At 48.5% G+C, this 18,084-nt stretch carries 18 protein-coding genes and 1 pseudogene; 16 read left to right on the forward strand and 3 right to left on the reverse strand.

Annotated features, from left to right (window positions below; genetic code table 11):
• Window positions 1-83: 83 nt before the first annotated feature.
• The 4 genes and pseudogenes from IJ22_RS07215 to IJ22_RS07230 all read left to right on the forward strand — a co-directional run bounded on the left by IJ22_RS07215 (window position 84) and on the right by IJ22_RS07230 (window position 2,659).
• Window positions 84-1,319, forward strand: a complete 1,236-nt coding sequence (locus IJ22_RS07215) for an MFS transporter (RefSeq protein WP_062408222.1) — start codon at window positions 84-86, stop codon at window positions 1,317-1,319.
• A 204-nt stretch (window positions 1,320-1,523) separates the two neighbouring features.
• On the forward strand, window positions 1,524-1,751 hold the full coding sequence (locus IJ22_RS07220) for a hypothetical protein (RefSeq protein WP_062408224.1): 228 nt from the start codon (window positions 1,524-1,526) through the stop codon (window positions 1,749-1,751).
• 174 nt (window positions 1,752-1,925) lie between these two features.
• A pseudogene (locus IJ22_RS07225) lies at window positions 1,926-2,299 on the forward strand (MerR family transcriptional regulator); the annotation flags it as partial.
• 72 nt (window positions 2,300-2,371) lie between these two features.
• Complete coding sequence (locus IJ22_RS07230; RefSeq protein WP_062408226.1) at window positions 2,372-2,659, forward strand: hypothetical protein; 288 nt, start codon at window positions 2,372-2,374, stop codon at window positions 2,657-2,659.
• A gap of 79 nt (window positions 2,660-2,738) precedes the next feature.
• On the opposite strand, the gene IJ22_RS07235 is transcribed toward IJ22_RS07230, so the two are convergent.
• Window positions 2,739-3,101, reverse strand: coding sequence for a DUF423 domain-containing protein (locus IJ22_RS07235; protein WP_054817221.1), 363 nt, complete (start codon window positions 3,099-3,101; stop codon window positions 2,739-2,741).
• Between the two features lie 125 nt (window positions 3,102-3,226).
• Here IJ22_RS07235 and IJ22_RS07240 point away from each other — a divergent pair, with 125 nt between their 5' ends.
• The 11 genes from IJ22_RS07240 to IJ22_RS07290 all read left to right on the forward strand — a co-directional run bounded on the left by IJ22_RS07240 (window position 3,227) and on the right by IJ22_RS07290 (window position 14,369).
• The gene (locus IJ22_RS07240; protein ID WP_062408228.1) at window positions 3,227-3,784 is read left to right on the forward strand and encodes a nitroreductase family protein; all 558 of its coding nucleotides are present in this window, start codon (window positions 3,227-3,229) and stop codon (window positions 3,782-3,784) included.
• Between the two features lie 295 nt (window positions 3,785-4,079).
• The gene (locus IJ22_RS07245) at window positions 4,080-4,799 is read left to right on the forward strand and encodes a glycosyltransferase family 2 protein (protein WP_062408230.1); all 720 of its coding nucleotides are present in this window, start codon (window positions 4,080-4,082) and stop codon (window positions 4,797-4,799) included.
• A gap of 18 nt (window positions 4,800-4,817) precedes the next feature.
• Window positions 4,818-5,588, forward strand: coding sequence for a polysaccharide pyruvyl transferase family protein (locus IJ22_RS07250; protein WP_062408232.1), 771 nt, complete (start codon window positions 4,818-4,820; stop codon window positions 5,586-5,588).
• A 45-nt stretch (window positions 5,589-5,633) separates the two neighbouring features.
• A complete protein-coding gene (locus IJ22_RS07255; RefSeq protein WP_062408234.1) occupies window positions 5,634-6,641 on the forward strand; it encodes a glycosyltransferase family 4 protein in 1,008 nt (335 codons plus the stop codon).
• Window positions 6,642-6,682: 41 nt separating this feature from the next.
• Window positions 6,683-7,789, forward strand: a complete 1,107-nt coding sequence (locus tag IJ22_RS07260) for a glycosyltransferase family 2 protein (RefSeq protein ID WP_062408236.1) — start codon at window positions 6,683-6,685, stop codon at window positions 7,787-7,789.
• A gap of 30 nt (window positions 7,790-7,819) precedes the next feature.
• Window positions 7,820-8,602, forward strand: a complete 783-nt coding sequence (locus IJ22_RS07265; RefSeq protein WP_235594278.1) for a glycosyltransferase family 2 protein — start codon at window positions 7,820-7,822, stop codon at window positions 8,600-8,602.
• Entirely contained in the window at window positions 8,599-9,384 is a 786-nt protein-coding gene (locus IJ22_RS07270; protein ID WP_062408240.1) for a glycosyltransferase family 2 protein, read from the forward strand. Before IJ22_RS07265 ends, IJ22_RS07270 begins: the two co-directional genes overlap by 4 nt.
• A gap of 19 nt (window positions 9,385-9,403) precedes the next feature.
• Entirely contained in the window at window positions 9,404-10,186 is a 783-nt protein-coding gene (locus IJ22_RS07275) for a glycosyltransferase family 2 protein (protein WP_054817229.1), read from the forward strand.
• Window positions 10,187-10,376: 190 nt separating this feature from the next.
• Window positions 10,377-11,333, forward strand: coding sequence for an alpha/beta hydrolase (locus IJ22_RS07280; RefSeq protein ID WP_054817230.1), 957 nt, complete (start codon window positions 10,377-10,379; stop codon window positions 11,331-11,333).
• A gap of 235 nt (window positions 11,334-11,568) precedes the next feature.
• Entirely contained in the window at window positions 11,569-12,987 is a 1,419-nt protein-coding gene (locus IJ22_RS07285) for a DHA2 family efflux MFS transporter permease subunit (protein WP_062410899.1), read from the forward strand.
• 230 nt (window positions 12,988-13,217) lie between these two features.
• Window positions 13,218-14,369, forward strand: a complete 1,152-nt coding sequence (locus IJ22_RS07290; RefSeq protein WP_062408241.1) for an alpha-hydroxy-acid oxidizing protein — start codon at window positions 13,218-13,220, stop codon at window positions 14,367-14,369.
• Between the two features lie 174 nt (window positions 14,370-14,543).
• On the opposite strand, the gene IJ22_RS07295 is transcribed toward IJ22_RS07290, so the two are convergent.
• Entirely contained in the window at window positions 14,544-16,100 is a 1,557-nt protein-coding gene (locus IJ22_RS07295; RefSeq protein WP_062408242.1) for an ABC-F family ATP-binding cassette domain-containing protein, read from the reverse strand.
• Between the two features lie 223 nt (window positions 16,101-16,323).
• On the opposite strand from IJ22_RS07295, the gene IJ22_RS07300 reads away from it, so the two are divergent.
• A complete protein-coding gene (locus IJ22_RS07300; RefSeq protein ID WP_054817231.1) occupies window positions 16,324-17,124 on the forward strand; it encodes a helix-turn-helix domain-containing protein in 801 nt (266 codons plus the stop codon).
• Window positions 17,125-17,207: 83 nt separating this feature from the next.
• On the opposite strand, the gene IJ22_RS07305 is transcribed toward IJ22_RS07300, so the two are convergent.
• Window positions 17,208-18,050, reverse strand: coding sequence for an aldo/keto reductase (locus tag IJ22_RS07305; protein ID WP_062408243.1), 843 nt, complete (start codon window positions 18,048-18,050; stop codon window positions 17,208-17,210).
• Window positions 18,051-18,084: the final 34 nt, after the last annotated feature.

Below are 18,084 nucleotides of genomic sequence, written 5' to 3' on the forward strand. Positions count from 1 at the left end.
TTTGAAGTCCTAATCTATGGAAATAATAAAAGAATTGGAAGATGCCGATGCACGATTAAACCAAGGGAAAAGGAAGCTTGAACATGAAAAACACAGCCTTACTTCGAGATCCGAAACAACGCAAATTGCTGTTCAGCGCCGGTCTAAGCTGGCTGTTCGATGCGATGGACGTGGGCATCATCTCGTTTATCGTGGCTGCCTTGGCTGTCGAATGGAATCTGGCCGCACAGCAGATTGGACTGCTAACGGCCCTGAATTCGATCGGAATGGCTGTAGGAGCGGCCGTTGCGGGTTCTCTTGCGGACCGTTATGGACGCCGGTCCATTTTGATTTGGACGCTTCTTATTTTCTCTGCAGCCAGCGGGTTGTCCGCTCTGGCCACCAGCTTTGCCGTTTTATGTGTCCTGCGTTTTGTGACCGGATTCGGTCTTGGGGGCGAGCTTCCGGTTGCCTCGACGCTCGTTTCCGAGTCCGTACCAGCTCATGAGAGAGGCCGTGCGGTTGTGCTTCTCGAAAGCTTCTGGGCGGGCGGTTGGATCGTCGCGGCGCTGATTGCCTATTTTGTCATTCCGCATTACGGCTGGAGGACGGCCTTTATTATCGGTGCATTACCGGCTTTGTATGCTTTGTACCTCAGACGGGCTATTCAGGATTCTCCCCGCTATATCGGGCAGCGGAGCCGGAAGCTCTCGTTTATGGAACGGGCGGCATCCGTATGGTCGCCCAAACACCGCAGGTCAACCGTCACACTCTGGATTGTGTGGTTCACCGTGGTATTTTCCTATTACGGCATGTTTCTGTGGCTTCCGACGGTTATGGTCATGAAGGGCTTCGAGCTGGTGAAGAGCTTTCAATACGTCTTGATCATGACCCTCGCACAGCTGCCGGGATACTTTACCGCCGCTTACTTTATTGAAACTTTAGGCCGCAAGTTTGTGCTTGTTGCCTATTTGCTGCTGACGGCAGCAAGCGCCGCATGGTTCGGCAGTGCCGAAACGGAAGGCATGCTGATGGCGGCCGGAATTTGTCTTTCCTTCTTTAATCTTGGCGCATGGGGAGGACTCTATGCCTACACGCCGGAATTGTACCCGACGTCGGTTCGCTCTACCGGTGTCGGACTTGCCTCCTCCTTCGGCAGGATCGGAGGCATCATCGGGCCATTCCTTGTAGGTATCCTATTGGCGCGAGGGCTTCCGATGACCTTTATATTTATGGTGTTTTTTGTTTCGATTGTCATCGGAGCATTAGTCGTACTGTTCTTAGGTAAAGAAACCAAAGGAACAGATCCGGATCAAGACACCGATGTTCGCATGGCCTAATGAAACGGTTGTCGCTATAAGCTTACATAACATTGGGGGCTCTTTATGCTTCATTGTGAAGAGGTCGCGATCCCAACACATGGCGGCTCTTGAAATTAGGGATTGTGCTCTTGACAGGATCGCTGTAGTATTACTTATCAGAAGGACTTTTTCCATATGCCGTAAATTTATGCCGTAAATTAATGATGACGAGAGGTGATTTCAATGGGAAAATGCAGTATTGATCATTCTCATGAAGATGTGGCACAAAAGCTCGAAAGCCAAAAAGAGTTTTTACCCGAATCCTTAACTGCGGATCTGCAGCAGTTTTTGCTGAGAGAACATTCGCAGCATACCTTAAACGAACTATTTCACCTGCTGAAAAAATATGATCTTGCGTCTAAAGAAGAGCGGGAAGAGAGAAACGTAAAATTAAAACAGCTTACGGGCTAAGAAAAGAACGAGAGCGCAGCATAGGCTCTCGTTTTTTATTCATGCTGCAGGTTTATTTAGAACATTAATGCAATGCTATGCTAAAGTGTGATCGGGTCCGCCTGTGATCTAAAAAAAGGGTTGACTTTGACGCTGCGTAAAGGTTTACCGTTATTTATGTCAGGGGGTGAACAGATGGAATATACCGTGCAAAAGCTAGGGATCAGCACCAGAGCGCTTCGCTATTATGATGAAATCGGCATCCTTAAGCCGGCAAGAATCAACTCATCAGGATACCGGATCTATGGTCAGGCGGAAGTTGACAGACTGCAGCAGATTTTGTTTTACAGAGCATTGGGGTTCGGTTTGGAACAAATTAAAGAAATCATGACCGCCCCTTCCTTTAACAGAGCTAAAGCACTAAAAGAACATCGTAAAAAGCTCCTTGACAAAAGAAAGCAGTTGGATCTGTTAAATATGGAGAAGATTCCGTAAACCAATCCAATGAAATGCTTAAAAATATGACACAAGAAGAGTATGAAGAAGCAATGCGTCTGGCCAATGAAGTGACTGCATACCACATTCGACTGCGGTATGGTAAACTTTAGATTCCGAATACAATCTGTCGAAGGGGGGAAATGATGAACTGGATTGCCAAACAGCTCTATTATAAGGTTCAAAGGCAGATGACAGGCATCTCACAAATAACGGAAGCGCAAGAGCGGTGGATGTATTTGTATGAAGACAAAGTTGTGACACACTATCGGGAATTTCCCATTCATGAAGTATTTGATATATCTTATCGAAAGTTGGGCGGTACGGAAGGGATTTTGTATTTGCATACTAAGCAGGGCGTTTATTCCTACATGGTCAAAGCAGATCCTTCTGAATTTGTCGAGGCTTTCAAGCAGCTGGAGTCCAGTTCCTGAAGCCCTCCGGAAAATGCAAAAATCCCCCGGGTTCTCCGGGGATTTGCGCTTTCCGCTTCGCAGCATATGCTTATGCTACTTATGCTACGGCAATCATTAGAATGATCCAACCCGCCAAGAAGGCAAGCCCTCCAAGCGGTGTTATCGCACCCAGTTTTCTAACGCCGGATAAACTTAAAGCATACAGGCTGCCGGAGAACAGAAATATCCCGGCGAACAGGACATAACCGGCCATGATGACGAGAGAAGAATTCTCTACGCTTTCCGAGATCGGTCCGAGCAAAAGCAGACCGAGCGCATGGGCGATATGGTATTGGATTCCCGTCTGGTACACCTTCATCATGTCTTCGGACAACCTTTTCTTTAAGGCATGCGCCCCAAAAGCGCCTAAAGCAACCGCGATGAACATATTCAAGCTTCCGAGCATAATTAACGTCTTCATGAACAACGCCTCCATACAAGATAGTACCGAACCGGAGGCTATTTCGTCAAATCCGCCCGTCCGCTAGAGGAGTCCGGATTTGCCGGTTAAACCCTATGAACCCTAGTAAAAAGGAGAGAGGAAACATGTCTGTAATGAACATATTAAAAAGCCGCAGAGCAGTAAGAAACTATGAGCCGAAAGAAGTCGAAACCGAGAAAATCACCAGGCTGCTGGAAGCGGCTGTTTGGGCGCCCAATGATCGTTTGCGCGAGCCGTGGCATTTTTATGTGATCCGTGGGGAAGCCAAGACGCGATATGAGCAAATTGCCCGCGAATTTCTGGAAGAACGGTTCCCGACAAAGCCTCATTTGGTCAAGGAATCGATCGCCGTGCTGGAATCAACGCCGCTTGTCATTGTAGTCACCTCGGATATCATTCCTGGTGATGAGGCGTCCTCGGAGGATAACGAATACGCCGTTGCATGTGCCATTCATTCCATGTGGCTTGCTGCACAGGAGCTTGGGCTGGGACTGGTGTGGCGGACAAGAGGAATCGGCCTTGCCAGAGACGAACGATTACATAAGCTGATCGGATCACCCGAGAATCGCAAAATTGTCGGCTCCGTCTTTGTGGGCTATCCGGCCGCAGACAGTCCGGAAACCAAGCGGACGGCAATCGAAGACAAAACTACCTGGTTGTAAGACGGTCAGGCAACCCCGGTTCGGCACTCTTCCGAATTTATCCCAAATTTTCACTCCGGCCCGCGTGTTAACGCGGGTTCGACTGTTGAGCAGGCCTCAACAGTCTTTTTTTTCAATATGAATTTCTCGACTCCGCGGCAACTATCATTCCTGGAAATAGATGGAAATTCTGAAAGAAGGAGGGGTTTATTTGCGAGAGTTCATTTTTATAGATTACTAATTGATCTGTCTATACATATCAAAACTGAAGTGAATATAGTAATAGTCAATAGCTAGTATTGAAAGGAGGGTCGGGATGTTATTTCAAAGAATCAAGGGACTGGTGAGCATCATTATTCCATGTTATAACGCATCACCTTATCTATTGGATTGTTTAAACAGCATCGTGTCACAAAGTTATCGTGATCTTGAAATCGTCATCGTGAATGACGGTTCAACCGATAATACAAAGTCCGTGATTCAAACATGGTTAAATACGACTGAAGTTAAGGAACGGTTTGCAACGAAACATCGAATCCAAATCCTGAATTTACCTTATAATACCGGATATGCCGGGGCGAATTCGATAGGTTTGTTTTTAGCCAGGGGAGAGTATATTGCAATTCAAGACGCCGATGATTTGTCGCATCCGGATCGTATTTGTAAACAAATGGAGTTCCTCAGACAACATCCACAGGTAAATCTAGTAGGAACCAGCATCGCGGAATTTCGATCTGGCAACCCGAAAACGAAATTTCAGGTGAAATGGATTAAATACGGATTTGATCAAATTAGACAAAGCTATGAAAACGGAAGTTCAGGCGCTTGCTACGGCACTTTGTTATTTCAAGGAGAGGTTTTTGATCGGGTAGGCGGTCTATTCCGTTCACTTCGGGGCAAGCGCAAGGTTACCGGGCATGATTACTTTTTTATTTTTCGTTGCTTGAAAGAGGGCTATAGGATTGAGAATATTCCGGAAGTACTTTACTATTACCGCTTGCACCCAGACCAAATGTCCGGCAGAGGAAACAAATAAGAGAGGAAGGTGGAATCATTGAATAAACATCGAGGAGATTTTTCGAATTTTGAAAAAGGACTTGAGACCAGCAGAGCAAAGCTTACTCAGGCTCTTGCCGATTCGCAGGATATCACATTTATTACTTGCGGCGGAAATATAGGGGATTATTTAATTTGGGCCGGCACGAGACAGCTCTTGACACAAGTAAGTTACAAGGAAATAACAAAAGAAGGTCTTATAAAAGCCGAGGGGCATACGGCACTTATGACGGGAAGCGGCGGATGGTGCAAATCGCATGGTTCGATGCCAAAGCTTCTGCCCGAAATTGAGAAAAGATTCGAGAAAGTCATCGTTCTTCCTTCCTCTTTTGATCGTGATTTATATACAGTTCAGCGTGTGCTTTCGAATACTCGCGCACTGGTTTTTGCCAGAGAGGAAGAATCGTATCGTCAGATTAAAGACTTATGTCATGCCGATATTGCGTATGACTGTGCCTTATTTTTTGATTTTGCTCCATACCGGGCACCTGGCAAAGGGGAGCTTGTCGCTTATCGCACCGATGGGGAATCTGCTCGTTCAGCAGTTCCGAACAATAATTATGATATATCCAGAAGATCTATTTGTAAAAATCATGAAGATTGGCTTCGAATCATCGCCCGATACGAATCTGTAAGAACAGACAGGGCACATGTTATGATCGCGGCGGCAATGCTTGGAAAAAAAGTACTATATTCATCTTCCAGCTATCATAAAGTTCCCGAAATTGCTAAATTTTCGCTCAAAGATTTTCCGGTTTATCCTGAATAAAAAATAACCTTCGCAGGCAGTCAGCGCTTGAAAGGAGGCCGTATTTTGTTTAGATTTCGGTTTATTTTAGACTATTTTCAACTGCCGTTTGCTACAGGACCTACACTTGCATCAAATATGAGAGCAAAATGGTTATCGCAATTGTGCCCGGAGGATTTGGAAATCGGATTTTCCCCATTCGCCGGACAAAAACCGCTGTATCATTCAGACAAATTCCGGATCGTTCCCAAAAATGAGTCCGGCTGGTGGAACCATTATTATTTTAATTCTTGGCAAATGGAGCAGGAGACCCGCAACTGGAGCCTGGGACCCAACATCAATCCCCAAAAAACAGCAACGCAGCACGTTCCGATTATCGTTAATTCGCAATATCAGAAAAATCAGCTTTTGAAAAGCTGGACAGATTATCCGGATGACTTGATCAAGGTCATCCCCACCATGGTCGATCACGAGCTTTTTAAGCCGGGGCAGAAAAACAGGCAATTCACTGTTGGCTGGATCGGTTATGACCACCCGAGCCGGTCTACCAAAGGAGCGGAAGTCATTCCCTATCTTGCCCGGAAATTCCCGGATATTCAATTTCAGATGATTCATGCCAAACCGCCGGCTTATCGCCATCTTTGGCAGCCGGTCCCGCTCAAAAACCTCACCATCTACGAGCAGGTTCCTCACCACCAGATGAGGGATATGATCAGTCAATGGCATCTGCTTATATGCGGCAGTAAATGGGAGACCGGCGCAACGCACGTCAAGGAGGCGATGGCTTGCGGAGTACCCGTTATCGGGTGCGATGTAGGTGCGCTGCCGGAGGTGGCCGGAAGCCAAATTTTATTGAAACATATGAAATGGGAACCGGTCGAACCGGAGTGGGTTGTGTGGACGCAGGAGTCGCTGGAGCGCTTTGCGGCCGCTTTGGAAGAGGTATTGCACGACTCCCGCCGCTATAAAAAGCTGGTTAAAGACGCTATTGCGGAAAGCCGGAAGTCCAATCCCAAAATTATAGCTTCGCACTGGTTTGATTTTATGTACAAATGCAGAGACTTTCAGCAATAAGCGGTTCATTTTAAGCTATAACATTTAAGGAGGTCCGATTCATGAGTAAAGTTACGGTATTGATTCCATTCTACAATCCGGGAAAATATTTGAAGGAAGCTGTCGAAAGCGTATTGATGCAGACGTATGAGAACTGGAAGCTCATTTTGATAGACGATGGTTCGACGCAGGAATATTTCTCCCAAATTCAATCCTATGTAACAGATAAGCGCATAACCTTAATACGCAACCCCAGAAATCTCGGTCAATCCAAAAGCCTGAATGAAGGCCTGAAATTAGTGGATACACCGTATACCGTCCAATTGGACAGTGACGATTGGTTCTATCCGCATACGCTCGAAGTGCTGGTGAGAGAAGCGGAAAAACAACCTGCTGATGTGGCCGTCGTAAGCGGCAATATCAACATCGTATTTGAGGATGCGTACGGAAATCGCATAGCCAATGACGTAATGAAGGGCAGGTCGTTTCAGGACCGATATGATTTTTTGCTGGCCAACCTTTCTTTATGGCCGCGGTTTTATCGCACCTCGTGCTTGCGGCATATCGGCGGCTGGCCGACGGATGATCCTTATGAAGGCAGACATTTGGAGGACAAGCGTGTATTGTACCGGCTGATTGAGCATTTCCGTTTTCACTGGGTCGATCACATGCTGTACAATTGCCGCCGGCACAACAATAACCAGACGAATCAGACTGCGGTCTATTCGGAAATGACAAAATGGGCCGTAAATGATGCTTTACGCAGGTGGGGAAGCCGGTATAAACCCGTTTTTTTAACTTACGGGGCAGGATGGACAAAGTTGGATCGACTCATTGAACAAGAAACAATTCCTAAGAAAACAAAATCACCTGTGAAAAAAACTGCAGCCAACGTACTCCCCAGTCCGGTTCTCCAGGTCCAAAATCAATCAACTCATCCCACATCCGCCACCGCCAGTACAAAACCAAATACCGGTTTCGGCACAGGCCCCAACACCGTTTCTGGAACAGCTCCCAACACCGGACTCGGCATGGGTCCCAACACGGGACCGGGAACAGCCCCCAACACCGGACTCGGCACAGGCCCCAACACCGGTCCAGGGACAGCCCCCAACACGGGACCGGGAACGGGTCCGGGAACCGGTCCGGGAACCGGTCCGGGGACGTGATGACCTATTAACGATCTGGTAACGATCATCGTGCCGACATTCAATAAAGCCAGCTTTATTCAACAAACGCTTCTTTCCATTTATCAGCAATCGTATACCCAATGGCGCTTGCTCGTCATCGACGATGCTTCGACGGACCGGACGCCCGAATTGGTAAAATCCCTTTTGACCACACCCCGGGCCAAACTTGTTCAATACAAAGTAAATCGGGGAATAGGCCACATTTTGAACCAGGCGTTGTCTATGGTGAATACGAAATATTTCATTCAGGTTGACGGAGACGACTGGATCGCTCCCGATACGCTCGAACGCCTTATTCACCGGATGGAGAAGGAGCCGGACTCGGTAGCCTTGGCCTATGCCAATACCATCCATTGGCATCAAATCGGCGGTGTGGACTATTACCATAAACTGGTTCGCCACCGTCCGTTTCGGGACCGCTATGATTTTGCCGCTTACGATCCGATGGTGCAGCCGCGATTTTATCGCACGGCATGCGTGCGACAGGTTGGAGGGTGGGAGGTGGATGATCCTACCCAAGGCCGGATGATGGAGGATCGCAGAATGCTCTTGCGGTTGCTTGACCGGTTTACATTCGCTTATGTAGACCGTCCCTTATACCATTTCCGCTACCATCATTCGAATTTAAGTTTGGACAGCAACGCCCATGTGTATAATCGTCTTCGAAAACTGTACACGGATCGAGCGCTTATTCGGTGGGGCGATCTTTATACGGCGGATTATGTCGGACCCGAACATCTGTGGCAATCCGTAAGGCTTGTTCCGAAGAGGAAGGGGGGATTCGCCACATGAAGGTTACCGTGGTGATTACTTTGTACAACAAAGAAAAATTTATAGATCGGGCGATTCAAAGCGTACTGCATCAAACCCATTCGAACTGGACATTGATCATCATCAACGACGCATCCACCGATCATTCGTTGGCTAAGATTGAGCCTTATTTGAAGGACCGACGGATTAAATGCATAACGCTGAAAAGAAATCTGGGCCAGGCGCATGCGCTAAACTATGCCCTGACACAGATTGAAACTTCTCATTTTATTCAACTTGACGCGGATGATTGGCTGGATCAAGCAGCGCTCGGGCAAATGGTCGATGCTGCGGGAGCTTTTGCCCATGCAGGATTAATCTATGCAAACAATATTGTATATTGGGAAAACGAGGCCGGTAAGGTCATAAAACAGGAACCTATTGTGCTCAGGCAGTATACAGACCGTTACGATTTATTAAAACATATGAATCATACCCTGCTGCCGAGATTTTACCTGACCCAAGCCGTGCGGGATATCGGAGGATGGTTGTCGCAGAAAAAAGAGGATATCTACTCGGAAGACGTCCAAATCTTATTGAGATTGTCCGCCAAGTATCCGATGGTATGGCTTAACCAGTTTTTATACCATAGACGCAAGTATGCCCAAAATATAAGAGCTTTTGAAACTAGCCGTCCGATGAGATGGAAATACCGCTATGATTTGTACAATCAGATGTTAAGAGAATGGGGAAATGAGTATCGGGCGATTTGGAAAAAGGATGGGGACGCTTATATTTTAGTTGACCTGGTTCCGAACAAATAAAGAAAGGATGAGCTCTAAAATGGACTATACCATTGTAATTCCGGTTTATAATATGGAGAATCAATTGCAGCATGCGATTACAAGTGCGATCAACCAGACTCATCCCCCTGCCGACATTCTAATATATGACGATGCTTCCTCTGATAATTCCATGACTGTGATCAACCGCTACGCCAACGATAAACGGATTCAGGTGGTCAGGATGAAGCAAAATTCGGGGATTTCCGTTGTCCTCAATGCCGCTCTGGCAAAGGTACGCACTCCTTATATGATCCAGCTGGACGGGGATGACTGGTTGGAACCGAATGCGGCCATATCATTAATCGAAGCTTTGGAACATCGGCCGGGTGCTGCTTTTTCCTATGGAAATCATCGTTTGTGGAGCATCAATGAACACAAACAATCCGTGCTATGGGATCAAGTGATACAGCCTTCTTTTAACTCCAAATACGACTTTCTCCTAAAGCTGGGATATATGTTAAATCCAAGGTGCTACAGGGTTTCTTGTGTACGCAAAGTGGGCGGATGGATTACAGACGATCCCGATGACCCTTGGAAGGGCCGATATTATGAGGATGCCCGGATGATCCTGCGGCTGGTTGGGAAATTTGAATGGGTGCATGTACCGAAGTTTTTGCACAATGTCAGGTATGATCTGAATAAATCGGCAAGCAAGATCAAGATTTATAATCATCTGAGGAAAATGTTTTATGAGAAAATGTTGATCAGCTGGGGTAATGAATACAGGCCCGTATGGGAGATGAATGCAGCCGGCAGGATTGTACTCAAAAAGTTGGTTTAGAACAACGCCAACCAATCGATATCATACAGCCCACAAAACCTTATGGCGTTTTGAAGTGAGCCCTTAGCCATTTAGCGGCATGAAGCGTTTTTCAATGTCCGTTCCACGGGGGATACGTCAGAGGTTGATGTGGGCTTTTTCTATATTCGCAATCCGATTTAAGTTATAATCAAAAAAAGGAGGCGTCTTGATGATCAGTGACATCTTCACATTCCATGATGCGGAAGGTGTGTCGATTACGGTTCACCGTTGGCTTCCGGAGGAAGGGACGCCGGTAAAGGCCGTTCTGCAAATTGCCCATGGCCTGGCGGAAAGAGCACAGCGATACGAACGGCTGGCGGTGCAGCTGACGCAATCGGGCTATGCCGTTTATGCGAATGATCATCGCGGGCACGGTTTGACGGCGGGGACGTCCGAGCGGATTACGCATATTGGCCATGCCGGATTCGACAGGATGGTGGAGGCGCTGGCCCTGCTGACGGATCGCATCCGCTCCGAATACCCCGGGGTCCCTGTTTTCGTGTTGGGGCACAGTATGGGGTCGTTTTTGACGTTATTGTACATGGAGCGTTATCCCCATAAAGCGGACGGGATGATATTATCCGGGACGAAAGGGCGGCAAACCTTGCTGCACAGTCTTGGCTTCCTGCTTGGCAAGCTGTTCTCAACCCTGCAAGGAGAAAAGCACTGCAGCCGGTTGTTGAACTGGCTGGTAACAGGTCAGTACAACTTGTTTTTTCGTCCGAACCGCACCAGGTACGACTGGTTAAGCCGGGACGAAGCGGAGGTTGATGCCTATATGAAAGACCCCCTGTGCAATGCAGGGATCACGAACGAGTTCATTATGTATATGACCAAAGGTTTGTTGGAGGCCTACCGTTCCGATCGACTGGGGCGCATTCCGAAATCGCTGCCGGTTTACTTGTTTGCCGGGGATAAGGATCCGGTAGGCGGTATGGGCAAATCGTTCTTATGGCTTGTATACGAGCTTCAAAGACAAGGGGTGCACGATGTAACCTACAGGCTCTATTCCGGAGGGAGGCATGAGATGCTGAACGAAACGAATCGCGATGAAGTGACCGGGGATTTGTTGCGATGGCTTGAAGCCCGCGTGAACGCGACTGATGCTGTCAAAACGGAAATGTAATTCCATTCATGCATACATATTGGTAAAGGGACTGGCTTGAAAGGGGAATAGAGCAATCGGTAAGAAGCCTCGACCCCTGCTGCATGTTAGAATAGAGAAGATATAAAATCAATCCTGACGTATAAAGAGTTCAGTCGGCGGCATTAGACATGAGAGGAGAAAGACTGTGGAAAATCAGTACGAATCAAATGCTGACGGAGGGACATTTGGGAGCAAAAGCAACTTTTTAGTGGTCATGGTTATGATCCTTGGCGTGTTCGCAGCCATATTGAATGAAACGCTCCTAAGTGTAGCTTTGTCCAAAATCATGGGAGACCTCGCGATTTCGCCTGGCTCCGCGCAATGGTTGACAACCGGATATCTGTTGGTAATCGGTATGCTCATACCGGTCACCGCTTTTTTGATTCAGCGGTTTACAACAAGAAGCTTGTTCCTTTCAGCCATGTGCGTGTTTACAGCAGGTACATTCGTAGCGGCTATCGCACCGGGGTTCGCCCTGCTTTTCATCGGAAGGGTGCTTCAAGCCGCGGGAACCGGGGTGCTTTTTCCTTTATTGACCAATGTGGTATTCGCCACGGTGTCTATTGAAAAAAGAGGCTCGGCCATGGGGATGATCGGCATTGTGATCACATTTGCTCCCGCGATCGGCCCCACTTTGTCCGGTATCATTGTCGAGCATTTCAGCTGGCGGGTTCTCTTTTATAGCGTTTTGCCGGTCGCTCTGTTTGTCATTGTTTTTGCATTTTTGAAGCTTAAAAATGTGACGGAGACGTCAAAGCCGAAGATTGACGCGGTGTCGCTTCTTCTTTCAACCGTAGGATTCGGGGGGATTGTGTACGGCTTCAGCAGTGCCGGTGAAGGACACGGGGGGTGGTCAAGCAACGGGGTCCTTATTCCCATTGCCACCGGGATCGTTTCTTTAGGCCTGTTTATATGGAGGCAATTGACGGTGTCAGAGCCCTTGCTGGATCTAAGAACATTTAAATACAGCATATTCAGGATGTCGACTCTGATTATGATCATCGTTATGATGGCGATGTTCTCCGCCATGCTGCTGCTGCCGATTTTTTTGCAGAACGCGCTGGCCTACAGTCCGTTGAAGGCAGGTCTGGTTATGCTGCCCGGAGGTATTGTCATGGGGATGATGTCGCCGATTACGGGCCGGTTATTTGATAAATTCGGCGCCAAGTGGCTTGCGGTCATCGGATTGGCGCTGATAGGCCATTCGCTGTGGCAGTTTGCCTTTATCACCTTGTCCACCTCATACAGCATGATCATGGTATGGAACACGCTGTTGATGCTGGGGATCTCGATGTTAATGATGCCGGTCATGACCAACGCTTTGAACGAGCTTCCGCCCCCGCTATATCCTCACGGTACGGCCATTATCAGCACGCTTCAGCAGGTGGCGGGCGCGATCGGTACCGCACTGCTGGTCACCGTGATGACCAAAAGCTCCGAACGCTTTCTGGAACGTGCGGCGGCTGCGAAAGAAGCGGCCGGACTGCAAATTCCAGCCATGATGGCCGGAATGAAAAGCGCGTTCTTGCTTGCATTTGGACTGGTCGCCATCGCTTGGACAATATCATTTTTTCTTAAACGAGCCGCGTCGCCGGAAGGGGATACGGAAGGCAAGCGAGTGTCTGCACACTAGGGCATGCGGATTCAATCGGATCGAAATACCTTAAAACAGAGCGGCTGCTCTGTTTTTTTGCTGCGGGATAGGCTGGACCCAACCAAGGGCATCCATCGAAGTTCACGTCGGATGGATTCACTTTGCAGGATTTAAGGGTTATTTGTAGAATAATCTACGATGCTGCATGAATTTAGACAGCTAGTTTGGGATAGCGGTATTCGCTAACCAGGGGAAGGGAAGAGTGCGTTGTGGCAGTAGCAAAGGACAATAAAGAAACTTATCTGTTCACAAGAGTGGACAAAAATACGAAATCACTTCCGGTCTCGTTTGAAGATTGGGCATTGAAGGCAAGAGAGATTCTGCCTGACGGTCCATTTGATTATATCATCGGCGGGTCGGGTGTGGAAGAGACGTTGGCAGCCAACATTAAAGCGTTTTCCCGGTGGGCGATTGTCCCGCGGATGTTGAGGGATGTCACCCATCGTTCGGCTCACATCACGCTCTTTGGCCAACAGCTGCGTACTCCGGTTCTATTGGCGCCGGTCGGCATGCAGGCCATTGCTCATCCGGATGGCGAGCTTGCGACGGCCAGAGCTGCAGCGGCGGCTGGAATTCCTTTTGTGGTCAGCACCGTTTCCTCTTATTCGTTGGAGCAGATCGCACAAACGATGGGAGATGCTCCCCGCTGGTTCCAGCTCTACTGGTCCAACGACCGCGAAGTGTCCGCAAGCATGGTAAGGCGGGCGGAAGCAGCGGGTTATTCTGCGATTGTACTGACGGTAGATACCATCATGCAAGGATGGAAACGCCGTGATTTACGCAACGGGTATTCTCCGCTTCGGGAAGGGAAGGGGCTGGCCAACTATATTCAGGACCCTGTGTTCCGCTCTCGTTTGACGGAAGTCACCCCGGAGAATGCAGTAGAAGAAATTATCCGTGGGATCTACCATCCGGCATTGAGCTGGGGCGACATTGCATTTTTACGCGAGCATACCAGCCTGCCGATTTTGTTAAAAGGCATACTTCATCCGGAGGATGCGAAGCTTGCCTTGGAGCATGGAGCAGACGGCATCGTTGTGTCCAATCACGGCGGGCGCCAGCTCGACGGGGCTGTCTCCGCATTGGAAGCACTGCCCGGAATTGCGGAAGCGGTGAACGGGCGGCTTCCCGTACTTCTGGATAGCGGCGTTCGCACGGGCTCGGACGTTATCAAAGCGATGGCTTTAGGGGCCAATGCGGTCATGATCGGGCGTCCGTTTATGCTGGGCTTGGCTGTCGCGGGGGAACAAGGCGTTGCAAGCGTACTGGATACCTTGTTAGGCGAACTGGATGTGGCGATGGCTCTTTCAGGAAGCAATACCGTTGCTGACTTGAATCCAAGCATCCTTGTCCGCGTGTAAAAAAGATTGTCGCGGGGCCTCATCGCAATGGAGGATGGAGTCCTTCACATCAAGCAGTCCGAGACTTTGTTTTCAGGTCTTGGACTGCTTTTGTATGGAGGCAAATCGACATACTTCTGTTGTAAAAAAAGCATATCCGACCTAGCGCGGTTGGATATGCTTGGGAAACATCGTTTAAAACACTTTGGTCGTCCAGGATTCACAGTTCCATGTATCGGTAACGATATCGCGATAAAATTCCGGTTCGTGAGAAATCATCAGGATGCTGCCTTTGTAAGCCTTGAGGGCGCGCTTGAGCTCGTCCTTGGCATCCACATCCAGGTGGTTGGTCGGCTCGTCGAGAACAAGCAGGTTTGTTTCGCGGTTGATCAACTTGCAAAGCCGCACTTTTGCCTTTTCCCCGCCGCTAAGCACGGCAATTTTGCTTTCGATATGCTTGGTTGTGAGTCCGCACTTGGCCAGCGCCGCGCGCACCTCGAACTGTGTAAAGGAAGGAAATTCGTTCCACACTTCCTCGATGCATGTATTGTAATTGGCCTCCTTCATTTCCTGCTCGAAGTAGCCGATGCTCAAGCTTTCTCCGAGCTGGACGGAACCGGACAGAGCCTGAATCTCCCCTAAAATACTGCGCATCAGCGTCGTCTTGCCGATCCCGTTCGCACCCACAAGCGCGATCTTCTGGCCGCGTTCCATGCGCAGGTTAAGCGGATTCGATAAAGGATGGTCATAACCGATGACAAGCTCCGCCGTTTCAAAAATCAGCTTACCGGAGGTTCTGGCTTCCTTGAAGTTGAACTGCGGCTTCGGTTTTTCCTTTGCCAGCTCGATGATTTCCATCTTGTCGAGCTTCTTTTGTCTGGACATCGCCATGTTTCTCGTCGCAACACTTGCTTTATTACGGGCTACGAAGTCTTTCAAGTCCGCAATTTCCTGCTGCTGGCGCTTATAGGCTGCTTCAAGCTGCTGCTTTTTCATTTCATAGACCTGCAGGAAATGGTTGTAATCGCCGACATAACGGGTCAATGCTTGATTTTCCATATGATAGATCAGGTTAACGACGCTGTTCAGGAACGGAATGTCGTGAGAAATTAAAATGAAGGCATTCTCGTAATCCTGCAGGTAACGTTTCAACCAGTCGATATGCTGCTCATCGAGATAGTTCGTCGGCTCGTCGAGAAGCAGGATGTCCGGCTTTTCGAGCAGCAGCTTCGCGAGTAATACCTTTGTTCGCTGTCCGCCGCTAAGGTCATTGACGTCCTTATCCAGTCCGATATCCGTAAGTCCCAGTCCGCGGGCGGTTTCCTCGATCTTGGCATCGATCATGTAAAAATCCTGATTCGTCAATGTATCTTGAATCGTTCCGACATCCTCGAGCAGCTGCTCAAGCTCTTCCGGTGAAACATCGCCCATTTTCGCGTACATGTCGTTCATCTCCTGTTCCATGTCGAACAGGTATTGGAAGGCTCCCTTCAGGACATCGCGGATCGTCAAGCCCTTGCTGAGCACCGCATGCTGATCAAGATACCCGACGCGCATGCGTTTGGACCATTCGATCTTGCCGTCATCCGGCTGGAGTTTGCCCGTAATGATGTTCATGAAGGTAGATTTTCCTTCACCGTTGGCGCCAATGAGTCCGATGTGCTCGCCTTTGAGCAGCCGGAAGGATACGTCGTTGAAGATAGCGCGGTCTCCGAAGCCGTGACTTAGCCGTTCTACATTTAATATGCTCATAAATAACACCTTTTCTTTTAACTTTTTCTCGTCCTATTATAAGCTTTGAAGGGCGCATAACTCAATGCGGGAGACCATGCAAATAAATTTTGTTCTGCGGAAGGAAATGATTTACAACAGAACATATGTTTGATATGATAATTTTTGTAAAGCGCTTTAATCGTGTGGGGTATCCAAGTTGACTGGTCATCACCTAAAATACGGACGGAAGGAAGATGCAGGAATGCGGATTGACCGATATGCAGAAATAGACGAGGTAATCGCTTATATTCATCAGCATATGGACGAACCGCTTTCGCTCTCCCGACTGGCCGCTCATATCGCCTACAGTCCATACCATTTCACGCGCATTTTCAAAGAAAGAACGGGCATTCCGCCTTTATATTATGTTTCATCCCTCCGGCTGCAAAAGGCAAAAGAGCTGCTCCTGCGCACGAATTTGAGCGTTCGCGATATTGTATTGGAGATCGGACAGCAGAGTCTGGGAACTTTCACCACCCGATTTACCGAACGGGTAGGCATGACACCGTCGGATTTTCGGAATTCCTCCTTGCTGCAAGCGGAGAGCCACTTCCATACACTGCGGACGCTTAAGCATTGGTACGAATCTCCTCCTGCTTCCAATCAACACGCCAGAATACAAGGGACCGTCCAAGCCGAGCAGCCTTTTGAAGGCGTCATTCTGATCGGCTTGTTTGCCAAACCGATTCCGGAAGGACTTCCCCTTTATGGCACACTGCTTTCTTCTTTAGGACATTTTTGTTTTACGGGTGTCAAACCGGGCACCTATTATCTGATGGCTACATCCATCTCCTGGGGGATGCAAACCATGGATGTTCTGCTTCCGCATACAACCTTACGCTTCCGGTCAAAACAGCCGATCGTAGTCGCACCCTATGGCTCCGTACCCCATCAGCATGTTATGCTTCACGTTCCCCGTCCGGATGATCCTCCTATCCTGATTTCGCTACCCTTGTTGATGAATAATTTCCTCACTCGGCTTTTTCAATACAATCATCGTTAAGAAACGGATTAACCTTCTATAAGGCTCAAAACGCCGTCCTTCCGCAAGGGAAGGGACGGCGTCCTGATCTGATCGGCTTCTAATTAAAAATCAAAGTTGTCCGGATCCGGGCCGACACGGCGATTTTGGTTTAACGCATCGATTTGATCCATTTCATCCTTCGTCAGCTCAAAATCGAAGATCGATGCATTTTCGATGATCCGGTGTTCTTTTGTTGTCTTCGGTATGGTGATAACCTCATGCTGCAGATCCCAGCGCAGAATGACTTGAGCGACAGATTTGCCGTGCTTGTCGGCAATTTCCTTGAGAACCGGATGATCCAGCAGCTGTCCCTGCATTAACGGCGACCAGGCTTCCAGCTGTATGTTATGCTTTTTCGCAAAGCTGAGCAGCTCTTTTTGCGTCAGGAACGGGTGGAATTCCACCTGGTTCACCATGGGTTTAATTTCCGCATCCTTCATTAGATCCTCCAGATGATGAATCTGGAAGTTGCTGACCCCGATCGCTTTAACCCGACCCTGTTGATAAAGGGTCTCCAAAGCTCTCCAAGCATCTTTATATTTGCCAGCCACCGGCCAGTGGATGAGGTAAAGATCCAAATATGCCAAGCCCAGCTTATTCAGGCTCGTCTCGTAAGCGGCCAGTGTGGATTCATAACCCAGGTCGACCGTCCATACTTTAGAAGTGACAAAGAGCTCTTCTCTGGCAAGATTGTTCTCGTGAAGTGCTTCGCGGATTCCTTGTCCGACACTGCTTTCATTGCCGTAAATCGCCGCTGTATCGATACTTCGGTAGCCGTGTCTTACCGCTGATTTAATGGCTTCGACGAGCTCCGAGCCTTCTTCTACTTTAAAAACGCCGATGCCCAGCCAGGGCATTTGAACTCCATTGTTCAGTGCAATTTTGCTTTGTAAATGTTGGTTCATAAGGACTGCCTCCAGATTTTATTATTTTATTTAT

Origin of the sequence: Paenibacillus naphthalenovorans, assembly GCF_001465255.1 — a bacterium.
GTDB lineage: Bacteria > Bacillota > Bacilli > Paenibacillales > NBRC-103111 > Paenibacillus_G > Paenibacillus_G naphthalenovorans.

Bases quoted from the DNA above. Each gene is read 5' to 3' on its own strand.
- IJ22_RS07215 (WP_062408222.1), top strand. From the start codon at position 84: ATGAAAAACACAGCCTTACTTCGAGATCCGAAACAACGCAAATTGCTG.
- IJ22_RS07220 (WP_062408224.1), top strand. From the start codon at position 1,524: ATGGGAAAATGCAGTATTGATCATTCTCATGAAGATGTGGCACAAAAG.
- IJ22_RS07230 (WP_062408226.1), top strand. From the start codon at position 2,372: ATGAACTGGATTGCCAAACAGCTCTATTATAAGGTTCAAAGGCAGATG.
- IJ22_RS07235 (WP_054817221.1), bottom strand. From the start codon at position 3,101: ATGAAGACGTTAATTATGCTCGGAAGCTTGAATATGTTCATCGCGGTT.
- IJ22_RS07240 (WP_062408228.1), top strand. From the start codon at position 3,227: ATGTCTGTAATGAACATATTAAAAAGCCGCAGAGCAGTAAGAAACTAT.
- IJ22_RS07245 (WP_062408230.1), top strand. From the start codon at position 4,080: ATGTTATTTCAAAGAATCAAGGGACTGGTGAGCATCATTATTCCATGT.
- IJ22_RS07260 (WP_062408236.1), top strand. From the start codon at position 6,683: ATGAGTAAAGTTACGGTATTGATTCCATTCTACAATCCGGGAAAATAT.
- IJ22_RS07270 (WP_062408240.1), top strand. From the start codon at position 8,599: ATGAAGGTTACCGTGGTGATTACTTTGTACAACAAAGAAAAATTTATA.
- IJ22_RS07275 (WP_054817229.1), top strand. From the start codon at position 9,404: ATGGACTATACCATTGTAATTCCGGTTTATAATATGGAGAATCAATTG.
- IJ22_RS07280 (WP_054817230.1), top strand. From the start codon at position 10,377: ATGATCAGTGACATCTTCACATTCCATGATGCGGAAGGTGTGTCGATT.
- IJ22_RS07285 (WP_062410899.1), top strand. From the start codon at position 11,569: ATGGTTATGATCCTTGGCGTGTTCGCAGCCATATTGAATGAAACGCTC.
- IJ22_RS07295 (WP_062408242.1), bottom strand. From the start codon at position 16,100: ATGAGCATATTAAATGTAGAACGGCTAAGTCACGGCTTCGGAGACCGC.
- IJ22_RS07300 (WP_054817231.1), top strand. From the start codon at position 16,324: ATGCGGATTGACCGATATGCAGAAATAGACGAGGTAATCGCTTATATT.
- IJ22_RS07305 (WP_062408243.1), bottom strand. From the start codon at position 18,050: ATGAACCAACATTTACAAAGCAAAATTGCACTGAACAATGGAGTTCAA.